Origin of the sequence: Nostoc punctiforme PCC 73102, assembly GCF_000020025.1 — a bacterium.
GTDB lineage: Bacteria > Cyanobacteriota > Cyanobacteriia > Cyanobacteriales > Nostocaceae > Nostoc > Nostoc punctiforme.
The window spans coordinates 4669637-4689317 of the sequence record NC_010628.1 but is presented as its reverse complement, the minus strand read 5'-3'; the positions used below and the strand labels follow the sequence as shown (position 1 = coordinate 4689317).

Here is a 19681-nt window from a genome sequence, read left to right as displayed (position 1 = left end):
GAAGTGTATCTGATGATTTTAAGCTCTTTACTCTGTGTTCTCTGCGCCTCTGTGGTTAAAAAACTTTTAAACCGCAGAGGCACAGAGATCGCTGAGAAAAAATAAGAGATTTTATGAGTCACATTGAAAGACCTATCTGAGAAATTATGTCGTAGGGGCAATTCATGAATTGCCCCTACGACATGGATAAAAATATATATTGTGGGGTGAGCATCTTGCCCGCCCTGATTAATCAGCGTGCAAGATATCCACCCCACAAAATTGAGTAATTTATTTGTTGAAATTCCCAGTCCTTTGCCCTCAATTAAGGTGCAAGGGCATTACCCCGAATTAGACTACCAATGGTTTTGGCAGTAATCTTCAATTGGGTGATGGGATTAGCTGGGACAACCGTTTTATACAGATAGCTATCGAATGTTAGCCGTTGTACATCGAGGTCATCACACATTTCCACAAACGCTTCGCGGGTAGCGTCGGAACGATAGAACACACTTTGCAGAATGTCCAACACCTTGTAGGTGAGTCCGTATCTTTTATCCCAACGCTTCAGGTAAATCTTGAGGTCGCCTTCTGTAGGAATACGGCTACCACTGTTAGATGCTTCTACAATGGTTTCGGCACACATCCGCCCAGATTTAGCGGCAAAATAAATACCTTCACCAGAGGACTTGGTAACGTAACCAGCAGCATCTCCCACCAAAGCGATGCGACCAACGACACGACGGGGACGGGGATGTTCAGGAATGGGGTGCGCTTCTACTTTGATGATTTTACCGCCTGCCAATTTTTCGGAAGCACGGGCGCGGATACCAGCTTGTAACTGTTTGATGCTGGCTTTATTGATGTGCATTGTGCCAGTACCGACAGCTACGTGGTCATATTTGGGGAAAACCCAAGCGTAGAAATCGGTCGAAACGTCATCACCGACATACATTTCGGCGAGGTCGTTATAGTAGGCCATTTTGTCTTCGGGTAAGCGAATTCGCTCTTGGAAAGCGATCGCATAATTGTAATCCCCAGCGTCCATTTCTTTGGCAACGCGAGAATTAGCCCCATCCGCCCCAATGATTAAATCCACCTTCAGGGTTTTGGCAATCCCCTGTGATATACCTTCTGTATGGTCAACGTAATGGATGGTATAGGGATCGGTATTGTTTCCTGGTATATCAAGTTTATGAACAGTGGCATTAATTAAATTTGCGCCTAATTTTGCCGCGCGATCGCGCAAAAAGCCATCCAGCACTTCCCGGCGGCACATTCCTATATATTCATCTTCATTTATCAGATTGATATCAACCTCCCGATTGGAAGGCGAAATCATTTTCATCTTCCGTACCCGGCGATCGATAATCTCTGGTGGTAAGTCAAATTCACTCACCATACATAGGGGAATTGCGCCCCCACAAGGCTTTGCATTATCCAGCTTCCGCTCAAATAGGTAGGTTTCAATCCCAGAGGCTGCCAGTGTTTCTGCGGCAGATGAACCAGCAGGGCCTGACCCAATAACAGCAACCCGTAGTGTCAAAGGTCTTTCTCCCAAATCTTCACATTTACCGAGAGCATACTACCACGGTATTTCTAGTGATTTGGCGGTTTACCGTCAGGTTTCTGCTGAAATGCAATATTCCTTAATGTTTCGATACGAAGTGGGGATTGGGGATTGGGGATTGAGAATTGGGAATTGGGAATTGGGAAGAATGAAGAATATTGCCTAGTCCCCAATCCCAAAATATGCAGATTTCCTTGTTCGATTCTTTTGCTAGACAAGTTAGTGCTGCCGCAATTACCGGATATCAAAAGCACATTTCCCCACACAAAGGTTTTGCTTGTGCCCACAGAATACTATATGGCGGCGAATCTTGCTCTCAATACATCAAGCGGGTAATTGCTAAGGAAGGGTTAAAAGTAGCATTTGTCAATAGCCGTGAACGATTTCAAGCTTGCAAGGAAGCTAACCAAATTTTGCGTAGACGCGCAGCAACTTGTCGCTACGTATCTATGTCAATCGAAAATTCCGAAGAATCTACAGAGGAGGAAGCAGAAAAACAGCAACGAAAACAAGCATCTGCTAAAGCTGGTCAAACATCCTCATTTATTAACGGCAATAATACTGAATGTTTTGATTGTGCCGATTTGGGCTGTAATTGTGCCGAGATACTTAATATGGCTCCTGATTGTGGTGCCCTGGATTGTGGTGTCCCGGATTGTAGTTTCCTAGATTGCAGTGGTGCTGATTGTAGCTTTCTCGACTGTGGCAGTTGCGGTAGCTAAATCTTGTTCATCTATAAATAATTATGTATGGTATATGTAAGACACAGTAATCCTACCAAGGATCTGTAGATTTAGTTGCAGAGGTATAGCAGCAGTGGGCATAGTAGTTGAGAATGTCTCCAAACAATTCGGGAGTTTCAAGGCTGTTGATGAGGTTAGCCTGGAAATTAAGAGTGGTTCGCTAGTTGCGTTGCTTGGGCCGTCGGGGTCGGGTAAATCTACGCTACTACGGTTAATTTCAGGTTTAGAAATGCCAGATAGCGGCAAAATCCTGCTTACCGGTAAGGATGCTACATACCAAAGCGTGCAGCAGCGCAATATTGGCTTTGTATTTCAGCACTATGCCCTATTTAAGCATTTGACTGTCAGGCAGAATATTGCTTTTGGCTTAGAAATTCGGAAGGCACAGCCAAAGAAGATTAAGGGAAAGGTAGAACAGTTACTAGAATTGGTGCAATTGAGTGGATTAGGCGATCGCTATCCATCACAACTTTCTGGTGGTCAAAGACAACGGGTAGCCTTAGCAAGGGCATTAGCAGTAGAACCTGAAGTATTACTCCTAGATGAACCCTTTGGCGCACTTGATGCTAAAGTCCGCAAAGATTTACGGGCATGGTTACGCCGCCTCCATGATGAGGTTCATGTTACCACGGTTTTCGTCACCCACGACCAAGAGGAAGCAATGGAAGTTTCCGATGAAGTTGTGGTCATGAATAAAGGGCGCGTGGAACAGGTGGGGACACCATCGGAAATTTATGATAATCCTGCCACCGCATTTGTGATGAGCTTCATCGGTCCGGTAAATGTATTACCCAGCAACTCGAAGATTTTTCAAAGTAGCGGGTTTGATGCGCCACATCCACAAGTATTTTTGCGCCCGCAAGATGTGATTTTAGAAAAGGCTGCTAATGGTGCCACTACACCTGCAACAGTGAGCCGATTGATACATTTGGGTTGGGAAATTCAGGTAGAATTAACTTTCGATGACGGGCAAGTGGTGATGGCGCATTTAACACGCGATCGCTTTAATGACTTAGAGTTAGAACCGAAACAGCGTATATATGTCAAGCCAAAGGATGCAAAATCCTTCCCAGTGTCTTATTCAATTTAGACTTTTGCCAGTTTTCCAATGGCCAAAACCCCTAGTTAATCGCTGTGTAATTCAGCTATTGACTAGGGGTTTTAATCTTACGTAGGTTAGAGAGAGCATCACTTTACAATCCTAAAATTGTCTACAATTGTAATGGAATAAAATAGCAGAACAATTAAATTGATTAGCCAATGAATGAAAAGTCAATTAATTAATCGTATAAGAAATATAGAAAATATTTAGGTGAAATAGTTATAGTAACGTAAATAATATTTCGGCAAAACCTCAATACAAAATCTCTATTTAATTGAAATTAAAATCTGTATTTGGATATAAAATAACGTTAAATAAATTGACTAGAAGCATTGAGATATCCAGCGGAAATCAGGTTGCTCAGTTAGGTAAATCAACTGAATTTTTAACCGTTGATTTAGACTGAAATAAAGCTGCTTGTACTTGTCTTTATGCCATTGTATAGACCAACAAGCATAACAACATTGAGACTGACAAGATGAAAACCCTAATTATTGATAATTATGACTCTTATACTTTTAATCTTTACCAATTAATTGCAGAAGTCAATGCAGAGTATCCCACTGTGATTTACAATGATCAATTTGCATGGGATGAACTGCAACATTGGGAATTTGACAACATTGTGATTTCACCAGGGCCAGGTCGTCCTGAAAATCTAAAAGATTTTGGGATCTGTCGTCAAGCTATTCAAAATACCCAAGTGCCACTTTTAGGTGTTTGTCTTGGACATCAAGGACTTGGTAATGAGTATGGAGGAAAAGTTATTCATGCACCTGAAGTTCAGCATGGTCGGCTCAGTGAAGTTTATCACAGCGGTACTGATTTGTTTGCGGGAATTCCTTCTCCTTTCTCTGTTGTGCGCTACCATTCTTTGCTGGTTGCAAATGATCTACCAGACTGTTTAGAAAAAGTAGCGTGGACAGACGACAATCTGGTAATGGGAATGCGCCATCGATCTTTGCCGCTATGGGGTGTGCAGTTTCATCCAGAGTCAATCTGTACTCAATATGGACAAACCTTATTTGAGAATTTTAGAGAGATTACCCTAAAATTTGCCCAAGAGCGAGGCAATAGTCCGAGAAAACACTATTGGGTAGGAGATAGCGATGCTGCTTCCATACCTGCAAGTTCTTCTTCCCAAAAACAGCAACAGGAATTTCAACTTTGTACGCAGAAGTTGAATCTGTATCGCGATACCGAGCAAATGTTTGTGCATTTGTTTGGCAAATCACCAAATACCTTCTGGCTAGATAGCAGTCTGGTTGAATCTGGTCTTTCTCGCTTTTCCTTTATGGGAGATAGCAGTGGCGAAAACAGTCTGCTAATTCGCTATCAGACGCGATCTGCCGTAGGCGGCAGCGCTTCTGCTGAAGCAGACGCTCCGCGAACGCGATCGCAGGAACTCACCATTACGCAGTCTGATACCATAAGCTGTAAGACAAAGGGGATTTTTGAATATCTCCAGGATGAAATTGAACGACGACATTGCCCATCAGATGATTTACCCTTCGATTTCAACTGTGGGTTTGTGGGTTACTTTGGCTATGAATTAAAGGCAGAGTGCGGATCTAAATTAAATCACGCCTCTAGCTTACCTGATGCTATGTTTCTGTTGGCCGATCGCATGATTGCAATCGATCACCAGGAGCAAACCCTCTATCTGCTTTGCCTAATTCAGCAAGGACAATACGACTTAGCAGAAGCCTGGTTTGAATGGATAAAACACCAAATTGACCATCTTCTTCCCCTATCGCCTATTGTTCCATCAGAAGTTCAGACACCTGTTATTTTCCGATTAAGTCGGTCAGAAAAAACTTATCTTGATAATATTCAGATGTGTTTGCAAGAAATTCACGAAGGAGAAACTTATCAAGTTTGTTTAACAAACAAGATTCACACAGACACAACACCCGATCCCCTGGCATTCTATCGTTCATTACGCCGCATCAATCCTGCTCCATACTCTGCATTTTTGCGCTTTGGCGATGTCGCGATCGCTTGCTCATCTCCAGAGCGATTTCTGCACATTGATTGTCAAGGCTGGGTGGAAACAAAACCCATCAAGGGAACCCTACCACGAGGAAAAACATCCAACGAAGATTTTATCCTGCGTGAAAAATTGCGGAACAGTGAAAAAGATCGCGCTGAAAATCTGATGATCGTGGATTTGCTTCGCAATGATTTAGGACGGGTTTGTGCAGTCGGTACTGTCCATGTTCCCAAATTGATGGATGTGGAAACCTATGCTACGGTACATCAACTGGTGACGACTATTCGCGGTCATTTACGTGCTGAGATGAGCGCCACAGACTGCATTCGCAACGCCTTTCCAGGCGGTTCGATGACAGGCGCTCCCAAACTCAGAACCCTTGAGATTATCGATCGATTAGAGCAAGAAGCACGGGGAGTTTACTCAGGAGCAATCGGCTTTTTGGGATTGAATGGTTCGGCTGATTTGAATATTGTTATTCGTACTGCTGTGCTGACTCCAGAGCAAACCTCAATTGGCATTGGCGGCGGCATTGTGGCGCTTTCCGATCCTGAAATGGAGTTTCAAGAAACACTCTTGAAAGCAAAGGCATTGATTCATGCCATGATGATCGCCACGCATGGGGCCTTTGATTCTAACCAATATTATATCCAGGGACTAGAAACAGAGGCTTTTGATAGCAGCTATAAAAAAGTGCGAGCAGTTTACTAGCCGCCGCTAACCCCATTTCTTTGTGAGGTTGCACCAAACCTTTTTAACTTCTTCTTTGTTTCTTTGTGAGGTTGCACCAAACCCAATACGGTTCAGTTAAGAGCTACTGGCAAAAATTTTGGGTTTTCGAGACGCGATAAATCGCCGTCTCTACAAATATTTTGGTCTTATCTGAACTGTATTGGCACCAAACCCTTTTAACTTCTTCTTTCTTTGTGTCCTTTGCGTCCTTTGCGGTTCGTTTTTCTTTCTCATACTTAAATATGGTTTAGCGCATCTTCATACAAAAGAAAGATAACCCCAGTTAGGCAACTCGCTCAAAATCTCAACAGGTAGGATTTTTGTTAGACTACTCATCTGTGCGTAACCAATATAAAAAAAATGGGGTTTAACGCCTTAATCCTCAATTGGATATCAACAAGAGGCAGGGAAAGAAAAAGAAATAAGTGTATTCATGGCTATTTCGGTAGAAAAAATTACTAAAATTTTCTCTTTACTCCCCCTGCTCCCTGCCTCTTTTTCAACTCCGATCGCCCAAATGAGGTAAATTCGTTAAGACAACCTTAACAGAGATACCCTCTGATAATCCTCCATTCCCGTTCCTCTAACATATTTGTCAAATTAACTGTTAATTTTTTAGTTGTTGGGCTTTATAACAAAGACTACTAACAACTTTATTTAAGATGCTAACTCTGTTAAAAACAATTCGACATGCGATCGCAAGTTGGTGGTCTGAGTTCACCCTCCAGACTAAGCTGCTGGCTGTGGCTACATTGGTGGTTTCCTTGGTGATGAGTGGTTTGACCTTCTGGGCTGTGAATACAATTCAGCAGGACGCGCGGATGAATGACACCCGCTTCGGGCGTGACTTGGGTTTGCTGCTTGCTGCCAATGTTGCCCCCCTGGTTGCTGACAATAATCTCACGGAGGTTGCCCAATTTTCTCAACGCTTCTACAGCAGCACCTCTAGCGTGCGTTATATGCTTTACGCTGATGAAACCGGGGAAATCTTCTTTGGCATACCTTTTTGGGAAGCCGAGGTAGAAAATTCCCTCACCATTAAACGGCGAATACAATTGCCAGAAGATTACCCTGGTGATGGGGAAAAGCCGATGGTGCGGCAACACATGACTCCAGATGGAGTTGTTACCGATGTATTTATTCCTCTGATCGTTAATAAGAAATACTTAGGTGTATTAGCGATCGGTATCAACCCCAATCAGACTGCTGTCATCTCCACCAATTTTACCCGCGATGTCACCATTGCCGTTTTTATCACAATTTGGGTAATGGTGATTTTGGCAGGAGTAATCAACGCTTTGACCATCACTAAACCAATAAAAGAACTGCTAGTGGGGGTAAAGGAAATTGCTACCGGGAATTTCAAGCAGCGCATTGATTTACCTTTAGGGGGCGAACTAGGGGAGTTAATTTTAAGCTTTAATGAGATGGCAGAGCGATTAGAACGCTATGAAGAACAGAATATTGAAGAACTGACCGCAGAAAAAGCCAAGCTAGAAACCCTTGTTTCCACGATCGCAGATGGTGCTGTGTTGATTGATAACAACATGCAGGTGATATTAGTCAACCCCACGGCGCGGCGGATTTTTGGCTGGGAAACGGCTGATGTGGTTGGTTGCAATGTATTGCATCACTTGCCGCCAGCAGTACAAATGGAAATCACTGGCCCATTGTACGAAATGGCAGCAGGTGAATGCGAAAGCGCCGAATTCCGCATTTTTATTAACCAACCCACCCCTCGAACAATCCGTATTCTCTTGACTACAGTACTCAACGTGCAAAGAGAAAGCATCAAAGGTATTGCGATTACCGTCCAAGATATAACCCGTGAGGTGGAATTAAACGATGCAAAAAGTCAATTTATCAGCAACGTTTCTCACGAACTGCGAACGCCTTTATTTAACATCAAAACCTATATTGAAACCCTGCATGACTACGGCGAAGACTTAGGATTAGAAGAACGGCAAGAGTTTTTGCAAACAGTTAATCATGAAACCGATCGCCTAACCCGCCTAGTTAACGATGTATTAGATTTATCAAAACTCGAATCTGGCCGTCAGTATAACTTCGATGGAGTGGATCTAGCTCAAGCGATCGAGCAAACATTGCGTACTTACCAACTCAATGCCAAAGATAAAGGTGTTGAACTTCTTCAGGAAGTTGATACTAATTTACCCCTGGTAATGGGTAATTACGATCTGTTAGTACAAGTTTTTGGCAATCTAATTGGTAATGCCCTCAAATTTACCAAAGCCGGTGGTAAAGTAGCAATCCGCGCTTACCAACTAGATTTCAAACCCAATCACAGCCAATCTTCTCCAGTGCGGATTGAAATTTCCGATACTGGAATTGGCATTGCTACAGAAGACCAGCACTCAATTTTTGAACGCTTCTTTCGCGTAGAAAACCGAGTTCACACCCTAGAAGGCACAGGTTTAGGATTATCGATTGTCAGAAATATCATCGACAGACATCGTAGTAAAGTCCATCTAGTGAGTGAAGTTGGCATTGGCACAACTTTTTGGTTCGACTTAGCCGCCTTTGAGGAAAAAGCGCCACCGATACAAGTTGAAGCTATTACTGAAGCATCCAAAATCACCACGGTCTAAAGTTTAGGGATTGGGCATTGGCGATTAATAGTTATTCTTTCTCCCTTATCTCCCCCCATTCCCCATTCCCCATTCCCCATTCCCCAGTAAACACCAATCAAGACCTTAATATCACGAACAACAAACAGACCAATAATAAACCTAATAGCAACAGCAAAGCCTGATTGCGTTTTACCCAAGTTTTCACAGTTACAGCAAAACTGTTCGTGTAACGCTGCTGTTCCAACTCTAATTTTGTCTGTTCAATATTTTGGTAGAGGGTACAGTCTTTGGCGTAGGGACGCTGAGGAAAATTGCAAGTATCATCAGCGTGATAGGTGCAAGTGTTGCACAGATACCCATCCCCAGTGGCGCGGTGCAATGGAATACCGGGATGACCGTAAGCTTTGAGTGTAGTCCGGCAATAGGGACAACTAATAGCTTGACTATCAACGAGTTGATGGCAGTGGGGACAAGATACAGTAGCCAAAACCTTTAGCGCAAATAGGTTGATTAAACTCTTTGATTCTAGCCATTCTTGGATTTTACTAGCAATATAGGCAAAAATTTTTACAACGGATAAATTAGCAGATAGAATTGTAAAGTTAGATGCCTCTCGGTGCTAGTATGATTGCTGACTATGGCTCGACCCTGCAAAACATTTTTCAAGGGATCGCCCCAAATAGTAACGAATCTGATGTAGAGCAAAAGGTCGTAGTTCCACTCTTGCGTATCCTTGGTTACAGCAATAGCGATTGGCAGTCTCAAGTAGTAATTTTACAATCTAAGCTTGACTTCCTAGTGGGTCAACCAGATTCCGCTTTAATAAAACCTGCCTATTTAATTATTGAAGTTAAAGCACCTAGTAAAAACATTGCCCACAGTGTTTGGCAAATTAATAATTATATGCGCCATACGGGATCTGTTATCGGACTGTTAACCAATGGCTATGATTTTCGTATACTTTATAACCATGATAAAAGAATTACCACTATTGTAGAGTATTCCCAAGTGACACTTATTCAAAAATATAGGTCATTTTACAAAATTTTATCCAAAAAAACTTATTTAAACTTTACTTCTACCCTGTATAAAAATCAACAAAATATTCGCTTACAATTTTTAAATTTAATCTCAAAAGAGGTGCAACAAGAAGATATGTTGGGTTTATTCAACAAAGGCAAGACTTTTCCCTCGCAAATACAGCAAACCAGTGAAGAAAAAATTTTAATTTCTCAAACTAAGGAGGAACGTAAATCGATGATTATTACTGTATTTAATAACAAAGGAGGAGTAGGTAAAACTACAACTACTATCAACCTCGCGGCCGCTCTCAACAAGCTTGGTAAGCGAGTACTGCTGATTGATATTGACGCTCAAGCTAATCTAACAATGGGATTAGGAATAGATCCTTTGGATGATATTGAACAGAAAGGGAAGAAAGATATTACTCATCTACTTACTGAACCAAGAACTAAATTAGAGGACACAATAACTACAACTAATTGGGGAGATGTTCAATTGGACTTGGTTCCATCACATATACGCCTAAGTAGAATGGAAACTACACTTAATCAAACAGTAGATAGCGATCGTCTACTCGCAAAAAAGCTGAAAAAGCATGATTATGATTTCGTACTTATTGATCCGCCTCCCTCTTTCGGCAAAGTTAACAGCATATCATTAATGGCATCATCAGCTATTCTTATTCCTACTCAGTTATCAGCCTACGCAATTCGAGCTTTAGAATATGTACTAGATAGAACAAACGAAATAGAGCAGTTAAAAGATGAACCTCTACCAATTTTGGGAATAGCCGTTAGTATGTACGATCAAAAATCGTCCAACTACAATAAGTCTATGGTTGTCAGACTTTTCGAAATTATTGAAAAGAGTGGTGGCAGTAACAAAGTGGAACTTTTTCCTGAAAACACTTGGATTCCACGTTTAAATATAGTTTCTATTTGTCAAGATAAAGGATATCCACTGTACCAAGGCGAATTTGACAACACACTTGTCTCTCAAGAAAAAGAGGCTGCACAAAAAGTTCTAGAACGCTACACCAATCTAGCTCAACATTTGATTAAAGTTACTACTGGAGATTCAAAAAATCATGGATAGTTCACAACGTCGTGCCCGTATTCGCGCTAACTTGGGTATTGAACCAATTAGTCATGGTCAAGTTTATACTTTTCAGATTGCTATATCAGCGTCAGAACAGCAGAATATTTCGTTAGAAAGACACCAGCTAATAGAGGAGACTCTAACTCAACACAAAAGTAATTTAATTCCTCTAATTGTGCGTCGTACCCAAGCGTATAGTGAAGAAGAGGAGTACGAAGTTGTCTATGGTACTGATTGGTGTATTGTTGCTAAAGAACTTGACATTGAAAAGCTATGGGTTTGGGTGTTTGATATGAATGATGAGCAAGCTGCTGCTGCTAAAGATGAAATGCAGCAGTTACTTGGCTATTCAATTGATGGTGAAAATAGTGTAAAAGAAGAAACTGATATTAGTAGCTTAATTGAGCAAAAACTTAAACCAATTTATACCAAAATAAATCAATTAATTTCTAATACTTCAGGTAATACAGAAAAATCAGATTCTGAAGTAAAATTGAAAGCAATTGAAAGCCGACTTGAAAATATATTATCTGCATTGGAAAAACTGGCATTACTTATTAAAGAAGTGGTACCTCCACCAAAGTTAAATTTGCTAATAGCAAATGAGGATGAAATTAAGAGTCTCTTAGAGGAAGCTGGCGCAAATAAAAATCAAACAAATGCTGCATGGGAAGCTATTAAATATTGGAAACAAGCAGGAAAAATTTTAACCTGGCAAAATCTTAAGAAATCGTCTGAATCAGGAAGTGAACATAAAATTAAAAACTTTGCCAAAGGTACTTACGAAAAACTAAAACAAGTTACAAGTATACGCAGTCAATAATAGGTGTGTTCCGCCTCGATACCTCAGTAAATGATGTCAAAATAAGAAAACTGGCTCGTTATACTTATGAACTGCCACAAATATAATACTTCCGGGAAACTATTAATACCAAGATAAAGCTAGCTTAACCCCGCACTTGTCGCAGTGCATTAAACGCCTTACCTCGCAACCCAACTGGTAACAATGATAATCCTAAACCAGTCCAAGCTTTAGGAGTTGAAAAAGACTGCCCTGCCAAAACTAGCTCTCTACCTTTTTGCGTTTCACCCTTTTCAATTAAACGCAAACCTAATAATAACTGCGTTTCAGTTAGACGATTTTTCCTGATTGTCTCTATTTTTTCAAAATCAAACTTATAACTTTCTAAATACCGGATTTTATCAAACAAATAAGGAATGGCTCGATTTATACCTTGCTGTTCTGCATGAGTGCGATATTCCATCAATAATTTTGGTAAATAATAACCCTTCTTTCCCGCCAAAGCTAAACGCACAAATAAATCATTATCCTCACAATTTTGCATATTTGGCTGCATATATCCTAATTCTTGCAATGTTTTACGGCGGAATAATGTTGCACCAACTTGAAAGCTTTGGTTAACAAATACAACTTCCAACAAATTATCTACAACACCTGCTGGTAAATTTTTTCTACCCCAGCGATGAGTATTTTCTTGAGTTTTTGCTTCATCCCGCACATTGTTAATATCAATTATCCAATGGTCTGTACCAACAAAATCAATGCTAGAGTCTTGAGCAAGAATCGCTGCGGTACTTGCAAGAAAATCGGGTGTGAGCCGATCGTCATCATCAAATTTAATAAAATATTCACCACTGGCTGCATCAAAGCCAGAGCGCATATTATTACTTTTACCAATATTTTGCAAATGACGAATATATTTAATCCGTTGGTCTGTATACTGTGACATTAACTCAGGTGTGCGATCGCTAGAACCGTCATCACAAACAATTAGCTCAAAGTCTTGCTCAGACTGATTCAGTACACTGTCAATGGCATAAGGAAGAAGATTAACACGATTAAAAGTAGGAACGCAAACAGTAATTTTAGGCATATTTTATACTAGTAACTAGAAAATATAGAAAATAGAATACTAATTTAACGCGTCACCAATAAAGCTATATTTAACGGAGAGTTCTTTGAATTTTATTCATTGTTTTGTTAAAGAAATTGTTAGTTTTGGTAATTATACTTGCTGGTTTAAGCTGTTTTGGTCTTTGTTCTGGTTCTTTAAGAAAGCGATAGTGCAAAAATTCATCTCCATAACATATATTGACATCTTGCCCTTGAGATAACTGGGCAAAATCACGAGAAGAATAGCTCATATAATGTATACGATGAATTGGTTTTAAGCCATCTTGATTATAAAGAACGTTATTAATATTGACAAAGGGATCTGCATTGGCACAGTTGCCTGTTCTATCTTCACCATTGGGGCTAAGTGTAAAGTTAAAAAGTGGGCGATCGCAGCGCAAGGTCATATAGTTAAACAAAAAAGAATCATCCCACCATCCATGTCCATTAATCCACTCAACTTCTTTTTGGGTAATTAATCGCTCCTTCAGTATCTCAATTTCTTTAACAGTAAACAATCCTCGTTTAGAGCCAAAAAAACTAGAACAATGGAGTTGAGGACGTATATCTGCTTCTGTATACAGCCCAGTTTTCTCTATGACTGAAATATTTAACGCTGCAACAGCCCTATCCTTAAGGTGTTCCCAATCATCAAAAACAAAATCTGATGTTTCTAACTTGTCAATTACATTATTGAGTGGCTTCATTGCCAAACTATCACCGTCATAAAATACGAATTTATCAAAAATACCCTCAAAGGCAACAAACTTTCTTTGTAAATGACTTTTGTACCAACTAGGACGTGATAACTTTGCCTCTTTTTCCCTTGGATGTGCTGCCCAAACCTGATGAGCAAATTCTTCCCAGTGTTGAATTACGTCCCAATTATCAAATAAGATTACATTTTTTCGATTATTAATTTCTTTCCTAACTAAATCTAGTTGCTCATTATATGGAATTATACAAATAGGAATATCTGCGCTAACATTCACCTCAATACTGTTTAGCAAAGCTACTAGTTGGTCAAACACCACATCATTAGCCAGGGTGTAGATACCGAAGGAATCCATTTTGATAAATCCTTTTTCTCTTGCAGTGACTGAGTAAAGTAAATAATATTCTCGTTATTTTCTGAGCTATTATTCTCGAATCATTATTAGTATACACATCTTTACACTTTCTGCTGGGGCAAGAAGCAAGGGATTTTGCTTAGTTTGGATGATACTAATATTACTTGTTGTTTGTCTGCATCGTCAAAACCCATGCTGTAGACTTGCTTTGTCCCAAAAATGTCCTGTGCGTTAGGACATTCGATTAAAGTACGTGGCAGTGTACCAGTTATGAGAGCGTTTGGGATGCTGTCTAAAATGCAATAATATTTGGGGCTGCCCAAAGCGGGAGTGCCTGTCTTTCAAAAAATTAGCAATAATGCACGGAGCAAAAATTTATTTTTGAACTTGCATCAGCCCAGAATTAATCACTGATAAGTAAATACTATTTTTAGTTTTAAGTAAAAAGGAGTAGCAATGTCTAATGTTGAAGACAATAAAATAATTGCTCGACGCTGGGTCGAACTCATTAGCGAGCATCGAATTGAAGATATCTGCGAGATGACTGCCCCAACTTGGAGGATGCACGGTGCTTTACCTGGGCTTCCTCCAGGGCCGGATGGGGTACGTAAACTCTTTGGCTCATTTGGGGCTATCGAGCAGAAATGGACAATTGAAGACGTAATTGCTGAAGGTGACAAAGTTGTGGTGCGTGCAACTAATACCTGCACTCAAGAAAGTTTCTTTGGAATACCTAGTCATGGTCGAGAGCAGACGTTCACGGCTATGTTCATTCATTGGATTGTTGACGGGAAGATAGTTGAAACTTGGCGAAACGCTGATGATCTCGGACGAGTTCTTCAGCTTGGGGCGCGGATTGAGCCGGGAACGTCTGGGAAATAACTTTACTGGCTTACTGAATAAATGGCGAGTCTCTTCAGAAACTAGTAAAAGTCTTAAAAAATCTCAGCTGTTGAACAATTGTCTTCTAGAGAATAATCTCAGCAACCCGGCGGTTCCTATTCCCCAAGCACCATTAACCAATAAACCTGTGACTATTCCCACAAGTTTCCAGCCTCCAGCGATGGGCTGACCCTTGAGTGGTGCGACCACAAACCAAGCTACTAGCGTTGGGGCGATTGCACCAAATACCAATGCTGCTAACCAATAGCTTTTATTATTTTGAAAACGAGGCGCGATTGCTACCCAAATCATTCCCCAAATTCCTCCCCAGAATGCACTTGACCAAATTTGCGGGATTCCAAATGGTTGTGTTGGTGCAGTTGGATAAGGAGTGCGAGGCGTGAAATTCACTGTATGTAGCAACGCCAACATACCTTGGTGAAATAGCAAAACAGACACAAAGCCTGCAATAAATGCTAATACAAATCGAGATAAGGCAGCTTTTTGAGTCATTGCTTATACGAAAATCTCTAGGACTTGCTTCTTAGAGGTGTCTATGATAGTTTGCTAACTAGTATAAAATACAGTCAATGTATCAAGTTACCGTATTTTAGTGAATACTATTTTTAATATAGTCGAAGGAGCTTGGAGTTAAAAGTATCTAAGTACTTTACCAAAATATTATGGCAAGTAGAAAAGCCAGTGTTGCTGATTGAGAAAATAATGCCTGAAATAAACTTGAATTTGGCAATTCATCCAGAGCATTTCTGAGCAACCAAGCGATCGCAGCGAACAGATAGTGAGGATAATGAATATACGTATGCAAACTATTCATAACCGTAAAATCAAAGGCGGAGGCTAAACCTTGGCACAATTGGAAACACAACCTCTGGCTTTGTCAGACGCTCAGAAAAATTGGGTCTTACTCGGTGTCGGACTTGGGGTGTTCATGTCTACCCTCGATGTGGGCATCATCAATGTTGCTTTACCCACATTGGTACAAGCCTTTGGCACCAGTTTTCCGACAACCCAATGGGCTGTATTGAGTTACCAGTTGGTCAGTTCCGGTTTAGTTTTGGGGGCAACCCGCTTGGGAGATATGTGGGGTAAGAAGTCTTTGTATCAGGGGGGACTTGTTCTATTTACTTTCAGTTCGCTGTTGTGTGGTTTTGCACCTAGTATTGAGTGGTTGATTGCCTTTCGCGCACTTCAAGGACTGGGTGCTGTGTTCATTTCTGGGCTTGGTTTGGCAATCATTACAGAAGTTTTTCCATCTTCGGAGCGAGGTCGCGCTGTTGGCGTTATCGGTAGTGTTGTATCACTGGGAATTGCTTTTGGCCCTTCCGCAGGCGGACTGCTCCTAAGCTTATCAGGCTGGCATAGTATATTCTTCATCAATGTACCGTTGGGGATTATCGCTAGTTTTTTGATAGCTCGGGTAGTGCCACCTTCTATACGCATTCAGGGGAAACAGAGATTTGACTTTTTTGGAGCTATATTGGCTTTATTAACTCTGGGTAGTTTTGGTCTAGGTATGACGCTAGGGCAAAGCCAGGGCTTTGGCAGTACTAATGCACTAGTATTATTAGTGATCGCTACCTTAAGTTTCATAATTTTTTTGGTAGTTGAAGCAGTTATAAAGGAGCCGCTACTAGAACTACACCTGTTTCGCAATCTTCAGTTGAGTATGGGTTTGCTAAGTGGGTGGCTAGCATTCATTGTTATCGGCGGTTCACTACTCATCGTCCCTTTCTTTCTAGAGAGCGTCAAGCATTATCCGACGGTAAAAGTGGGGCTGCTACTAGCCGTGTCACCTGTACTTAGTGGGTTAATTGCGCCATTAGGAGGAATACTTTCAGACCGCTTTGGCGCTCGACTAATCAGCCCAATTGGACTGGGGTTAATGATAGGTGGCTGTTTGGGGATTAGCACCTTTGATGCTCAGATTACTGAGCTAGGCTATGTGTCGCGCTATTTTATTTACGGCATTGGACTGGGTTTATTCCAATCGCCCAACAACAGCACTGTTATGGGAGCAGTACCAAGGGAGCGGCTAGGGATTGCTTCTGGGCTACTATCTTTGTCACGTACATCAGGGAACACAGTAGGAGTTTCTTTAATCGGGGCAGTATTTGGAGCATTAATCGCTAGCATGTCTGCGGGTGCAGATGTTTCTGTTGCCCCTCCTGATGCGATCGTTGCGGGATTCCAAGGAACTTTTCGCTTTGCAGCCCTAATACTTTGTGGAGCAGCAGTCGCATCCGTGTTGAGGATCGGGAAGAGGAAGGGGGCAGGCTTACCGTGAGCGTAGCCGAACGGGAGCAGGGGGAGAATAACTAATCTCAATTACTAATTACCAATTACTAATCACTAAGGAATTAAATAAATGACAGGTAAATTAAAAGAACAAGTAGCAATTATCACTGGGGCTTCAGCAGGAATTGGAGAAGCAACTGCGATCGCATTGGCGGCAGAAGGAGCAACAGTAGTATTGGCTGCTAGGCGTGGCGATCGCATTCAGGCATTAGCAGAACGGATTGAAGCTAGTGGTGGCAAGGCATTGCCCATTGTCACTGATGTGACTGATGAAAACCAGGTAAATCACTTGGTGGCAAAGGCAAATGTCGAATTGGGAAGGGTCGATATCCTTGTAAATAATGCAGGGATTGCCTTACTCGGAACCATTGAAGCTGGAAATAGCTCAGACTGGCGGCGATCGTTCGACATCAACGTACTGGGACTGCTATATGCTACCCACGCTGTTTTACCTCTGTTGAAGGCGCAAAAATCGGGGCACATAGTCAATATCTCCTCAGTGGCAGGTCGGACAGCACGGGCGGGTGTGGGTGTTTATAATGCTACTAAATGGGGCGTTAATGCCCTCTCAGAAGCTTTACGCCAAGAAGTCCACAAGGACAACATCCGCGTCACCATTATTGAACCTGGTTTAGTGGATACGGAAATTGACAACCAAATTACCGATCCAGTTGCCAAACAACGCATTGAGGAACGGCGCAAGGCAATTACACCTCTGCATAGTGAAGACGTTGCTGCTGCGATCGTTTATGCCGTCACGCAACCGTCGCGCGTTAATGTCAACGAAATTCTTATCCGGCCAACGGGACAAGAACATTAAAGTACAAAATCGTGGGTTTTGAGACGCGATAAATCGCCGTCTCTACAAGTGTTTAGACAATAATTGTTACCTGCGTTGGCGTACTTTCAAAATGGCAGATGAAACACCGAAAGCTAAGATAGCCAAGGTATAATTTGGTTCAGGAAATGCAATAATACTCACCCTGTTGATAGCAAAAGCCCTATTTAACTCAGAAGTACTGAAAACCAGTCGCGAGATGTTAGCAGTTTCACTGCTAATCCCAACGAACAATGCTGAATTATCCAATGTTACTGAAGAAGTTCCCGGTATAGAGAAAGTACCCAATAAGTTATTGGCACTATCAAAAGCTGAGACAAACACGTTGAATTTTAGAATATCATCTACAGCTATTTGAGTACCAGCACCGAAAACAGGACGATCAAAGTTAATGGTCAAAGGGCTTGAGTTGCCAATGGCAGGAAAACCACTTTGTGGGTTAAAGCCTGTGAAGAGAAGAAAATCGCCATCAGTGAAGTTAGTCGGAATACCTTTAGGTATAAAAGAGGTTTGAAAAACAAAAGGTGGGGTAATACCAGAATCATTAACTTGAGGTACAGTTACACCTAAAGCTAAACCGCCTTCGGATACTGCTGAAAAGGAGTTAGGCAAAAAAGCCGAAGGATCGGGAGCAAAGGGATTGAACACTTTACCCAAACTTGACCAATCAATTCCGTCATTACTTCCAAAATTAGCACGACTAGTGACTAATGTAACTGCTTTAACTGGTAACGGTAGAATTGCTATTAGAGTTGTAATTGCTAATTTAGTGGCAATTGTTGGTAAATATTGGATTGATAACTTTAATAATTGATTTGTCGCAGATGCCACAAAGCTTGCTCCTTATTTCGTGGATTAGCATCATCAAGATACTGCTGCCTGTAGTTAGGCTTACTCTATAATCCTACGGAAAAGGAAGCGATACTATGATTAATTTATCTTAAAGTTATAGTGAAATTACTGAATAGTTACAGAAAAGGAAATAATCTACATTATGTCACTCAGTCGTAGCGACCTCGAAGCTGAAAACGCACAGACTAGACTGTTAGAAGCATCACACTCTGGAATCAAGTTAACTACTCTGAGCGAAGATGAGTTACAGCGATCGCTCCATGAAATACTACAACAGCAACTACCAAATTCTGATATCTGGATATTTGCCTACGGTTCCCTAATTTGGAATCCCCTAATTACATACATCGAGCGCCGTGCTGGGATCATTTATGGTTGGCATCGGCGCTTCTGTACATGGATGATCCTCGGTCGCGGTACTCCAGAGAATCCCGGATTACTCTTAGGACTCGATCGCGGCGGTAGTTGTCGTGGTATTGTTTATCGAATTGCTGCTGCTGATGTAGCATCCGAATTATTGCTGATTTGGCGACGGGAAATGTTAGCTGGTGTCTACGTTGCCCGTTGGGTAAAGGTGTTTGATGGTACGCAAGAATTTAAAGCGATCGCCTTTGTTGCTAATCGCCAGCATCCCAGATACGCTCATAAACTACCATTAACAACTACTGTTAATAGCATTGCCACCGCATCTGGAAAATTGGGTTCCTGCGCTGATTATCTTATGAAAACTGTCGATGGATTAATCGCAGAAGGTATAAAAGATAGAAAATTGCTCTTGTTACGCAAACAAGTGCTGGCAAAACAACAAGCGCTTTTAGTTAATGGCGGCTCTACTCTAACGACTAATTATGAATAACTGTTGTGAACCTAAAATTAAATAAAATAATTGAGTTAAGTACATATTTTAAATTGTAAAAAATAATTATCACCAAACGCTAATTTAAACCATTTTTAATCAATACTATTGGCATAAATTA

Annotated in this window: 17 protein-coding genes; 10 read left to right on the top strand and 7 right to left on the bottom strand. The window is 41.3% G+C overall.

Annotated features, from left to right (window positions below; translation table 11 throughout):
• Positions 1–304: 304 nt before the first annotated feature.
• Positions 305–1525 (bottom strand): geranylgeranyl reductase, encoded by a 1221-nt coding sequence (chlP, locus tag NPUN_RS18795; RefSeq protein WP_012410081.1) that lies wholly within the window; start codon positions 1523–1525, stop codon positions 305–307.
• A gap of 206 nt (positions 1526–1731) precedes the next feature.
• On the opposite strand from chlP, the gene yidD reads away from it, so the two are divergent.
• From yidD to nblS, 4 genes are all read left to right on the top strand, one after another.
• Complete coding sequence (gene yidD, locus NPUN_RS18790) at positions 1732–2271, top strand: membrane protein insertion efficiency factor YidD (RefSeq protein ID WP_012410080.1); 540 nt, start codon at positions 1732–1734, stop codon at positions 2269–2271.
• A 94-nt stretch (positions 2272–2365) separates the two neighbouring features.
• On the top strand, positions 2366–3382 hold the full coding sequence (locus NPUN_RS18785; protein ID WP_012410079.1) for a sulfate/molybdate ABC transporter ATP-binding protein: 1017 nt from the start codon (positions 2366–2368) through the stop codon (positions 3380–3382).
• A 490-nt stretch (positions 3383–3872) separates the two neighbouring features.
• Positions 3873–6098, top strand: a complete 2226-nt coding sequence (pabB, locus tag NPUN_RS18780) for an aminodeoxychorismate synthase component I (protein WP_012410078.1) — start codon at positions 3873–3875, stop codon at positions 6096–6098.
• Between the two features lie 683 nt (positions 6099–6781).
• Positions 6782–8728, top strand: a complete 1947-nt coding sequence (gene nblS / locus NPUN_RS18775) for a two-component system sensor histidine kinase NblS (protein WP_012410077.1) — start codon at positions 6782–6784, stop codon at positions 8726–8728.
• Between the two features lie 97 nt (positions 8729–8825).
• On the opposite strand, the gene NPUN_RS39265 is transcribed toward nblS, so the two are convergent.
• A complete protein-coding gene (locus tag NPUN_RS39265; protein WP_012410076.1) occupies positions 8826–9197 on the bottom strand; it encodes a zinc ribbon domain-containing protein in 372 nt (123 codons plus the stop codon).
• 137 nt (positions 9198–9334) lie between these two features.
• Here NPUN_RS39265 and NPUN_RS18765 point away from each other — a divergent pair, with 137 nt between their 5' ends.
• Positions 9335–10828 carry an AAA family ATPase gene (locus tag NPUN_RS18765; protein ID WP_234710951.1) on the top strand — a complete coding sequence of 498 codons (1494 nt, stop codon included), beginning with the start codon at positions 9335–9337 and terminating at the stop codon, positions 10826–10828.
• Positions 10821–11654, top strand: coding sequence for a hypothetical protein (locus NPUN_RS18760; RefSeq protein ID WP_012410074.1), 834 nt, complete (start codon positions 10821–10823; stop codon positions 11652–11654). The genes NPUN_RS18765 and NPUN_RS18760 overlap by 8 nt, the downstream gene beginning before the upstream one ends.
• Positions 11655–11778: 124 nt before the next feature.
• Here NPUN_RS18760 and NPUN_RS18755 read toward each other — a convergent pair whose 3' ends face one another.
• The gene (locus tag NPUN_RS18755; protein WP_012410073.1) at positions 11779–12726 is read right to left on the bottom strand and encodes a glycosyltransferase family 2 protein; all 948 of its coding nucleotides are present in this window, start codon (positions 12724–12726) and stop codon (positions 11779–11781) included.
• A gap of 70 nt (positions 12727–12796) precedes the next feature.
• Positions 12797–13816, bottom strand: a complete 1020-nt coding sequence (locus tag NPUN_RS18750) for an Npun_R2821/Npun_R2822 family protein (protein WP_012410072.1) — start codon at positions 13814–13816, stop codon at positions 12797–12799.
• Between the two features lie 456 nt (positions 13817–14272).
• Between NPUN_RS18750 and NPUN_RS18745 the strand changes: the two genes are divergently transcribed.
• Positions 14273–14698 (top strand): ester cyclase, encoded by a 426-nt coding sequence (locus NPUN_RS18745; protein ID WP_012410071.1) that lies wholly within the window; start codon positions 14273–14275, stop codon positions 14696–14698.
• 63 nt (positions 14699–14761) lie between these two features.
• Here the strand turns inward: NPUN_RS18745 and NPUN_RS18740 are convergent, their stop codons facing one another.
• A complete protein-coding gene (locus tag NPUN_RS18740; protein ID WP_012410070.1) occupies positions 14762–15211 on the bottom strand; it encodes a hypothetical protein in 450 nt (149 codons plus the stop codon).
• Between the two features lie 157 nt (positions 15212–15368).
• Positions 15369–15533: a hypothetical protein gene (locus NPUN_RS42035; protein WP_167315650.1), complete on the bottom strand. Its 165-nt coding sequence runs from the start codon at positions 15531–15533 to the stop codon at positions 15369–15371.
• A gap of 30 nt (positions 15534–15563) precedes the next feature.
• Between NPUN_RS42035 and NPUN_RS18735 the strand changes: the two genes are divergently transcribed.
• Together NPUN_RS18735 and NPUN_RS18730 are read left to right on the top strand one after the other, a co-directional pair.
• Positions 15564–17003 carry a DHA2 family efflux MFS transporter permease subunit gene (locus tag NPUN_RS18735; protein WP_052304631.1) on the top strand — a complete coding sequence of 480 codons (1440 nt, stop codon included), beginning with the start codon at positions 15564–15566 and terminating at the stop codon, positions 17001–17003.
• Between the two features lie 81 nt (positions 17004–17084).
• Positions 17085–17834: an SDR family NAD(P)-dependent oxidoreductase gene (locus NPUN_RS18730; protein ID WP_012410068.1), complete on the top strand. Its 750-nt coding sequence runs from the start codon at positions 17085–17087 to the stop codon at positions 17832–17834.
• A gap of 66 nt (positions 17835–17900) precedes the next feature.
• Here the strand turns inward: NPUN_RS18730 and NPUN_RS18725 are convergent, their stop codons facing one another.
• On the bottom strand, positions 17901–18683 hold the full coding sequence (locus NPUN_RS18725; RefSeq protein WP_012410067.1) for a hypothetical protein: 783 nt from the start codon (positions 18681–18683) through the stop codon (positions 17901–17903).
• A 163-nt stretch (positions 18684–18846) separates the two neighbouring features.
• Here NPUN_RS18725 and NPUN_RS18720 point away from each other — a divergent pair, with 163 nt between their 5' ends.
• On the top strand, positions 18847–19560 hold the full coding sequence (locus NPUN_RS18720) for a gamma-glutamylcyclotransferase (RefSeq protein WP_012410066.1): 714 nt from the start codon (positions 18847–18849) through the stop codon (positions 19558–19560).
• Positions 19561–19681 lie beyond the last annotated feature (121 nt).

Coding starts and splice junctions, on each gene's coding strand:
- NPUN_RS18720 (WP_012410066.1), top strand. CDS start 18,847: ATGTCACTCAGTCGTAGCGACCTCGAAGCTGAAAACGCACAGACTAGA.
- NPUN_RS18745 (WP_012410071.1), top strand. CDS start 14,273: ATGTCTAATGTTGAAGACAATAAAATAATTGCTCGACGCTGGGTCGAA.
- NPUN_RS18730 (WP_012410068.1), top strand. CDS start 17,085: ATGACAGGTAAATTAAAAGAACAAGTAGCAATTATCACTGGGGCTTCA.
- NPUN_RS18760 (WP_012410074.1), top strand. CDS start 10,821: ATGGATAGTTCACAACGTCGTGCCCGTATTCGCGCTAACTTGGGTATT.
- yidD (WP_012410080.1), top strand. CDS start 1,732: ATGCAGATTTCCTTGTTCGATTCTTTTGCTAGACAAGTTAGTGCTGCC.
- NPUN_RS18755 (WP_012410073.1), bottom strand. CDS start 12,726: ATGCCTAAAATTACTGTTTGCGTTCCTACTTTTAATCGTGTTAATCTT.
- NPUN_RS42035 (WP_167315650.1), bottom strand. CDS start 15,533: ATGAATAGTTTGCATACGTATATTCATTATCCTCACTATCTGTTCGCT.
- NPUN_RS18750 (WP_012410072.1), bottom strand. CDS start 13,816: ATGGATTCCTTCGGTATCTACACCCTGGCTAATGATGTGGTGTTTGAC.
- nblS (WP_012410077.1), top strand. CDS start 6,782: ATGCTAACTCTGTTAAAAACAATTCGACATGCGATCGCAAGTTGGTGG.
- NPUN_RS18765 (WP_234710951.1), top strand. CDS start 9,335: ATGATTGCTGACTATGGCTCGACCCTGCAAAACATTTTTCAAGGGATC.
- NPUN_RS18740 (WP_012410070.1), bottom strand. CDS start 15,211: ATGACTCAAAAAGCTGCCTTATCTCGATTTGTATTAGCATTTATTGCA.
- pabB (WP_012410078.1), top strand. CDS start 3,873: ATGAAAACCCTAATTATTGATAATTATGACTCTTATACTTTTAATCTT.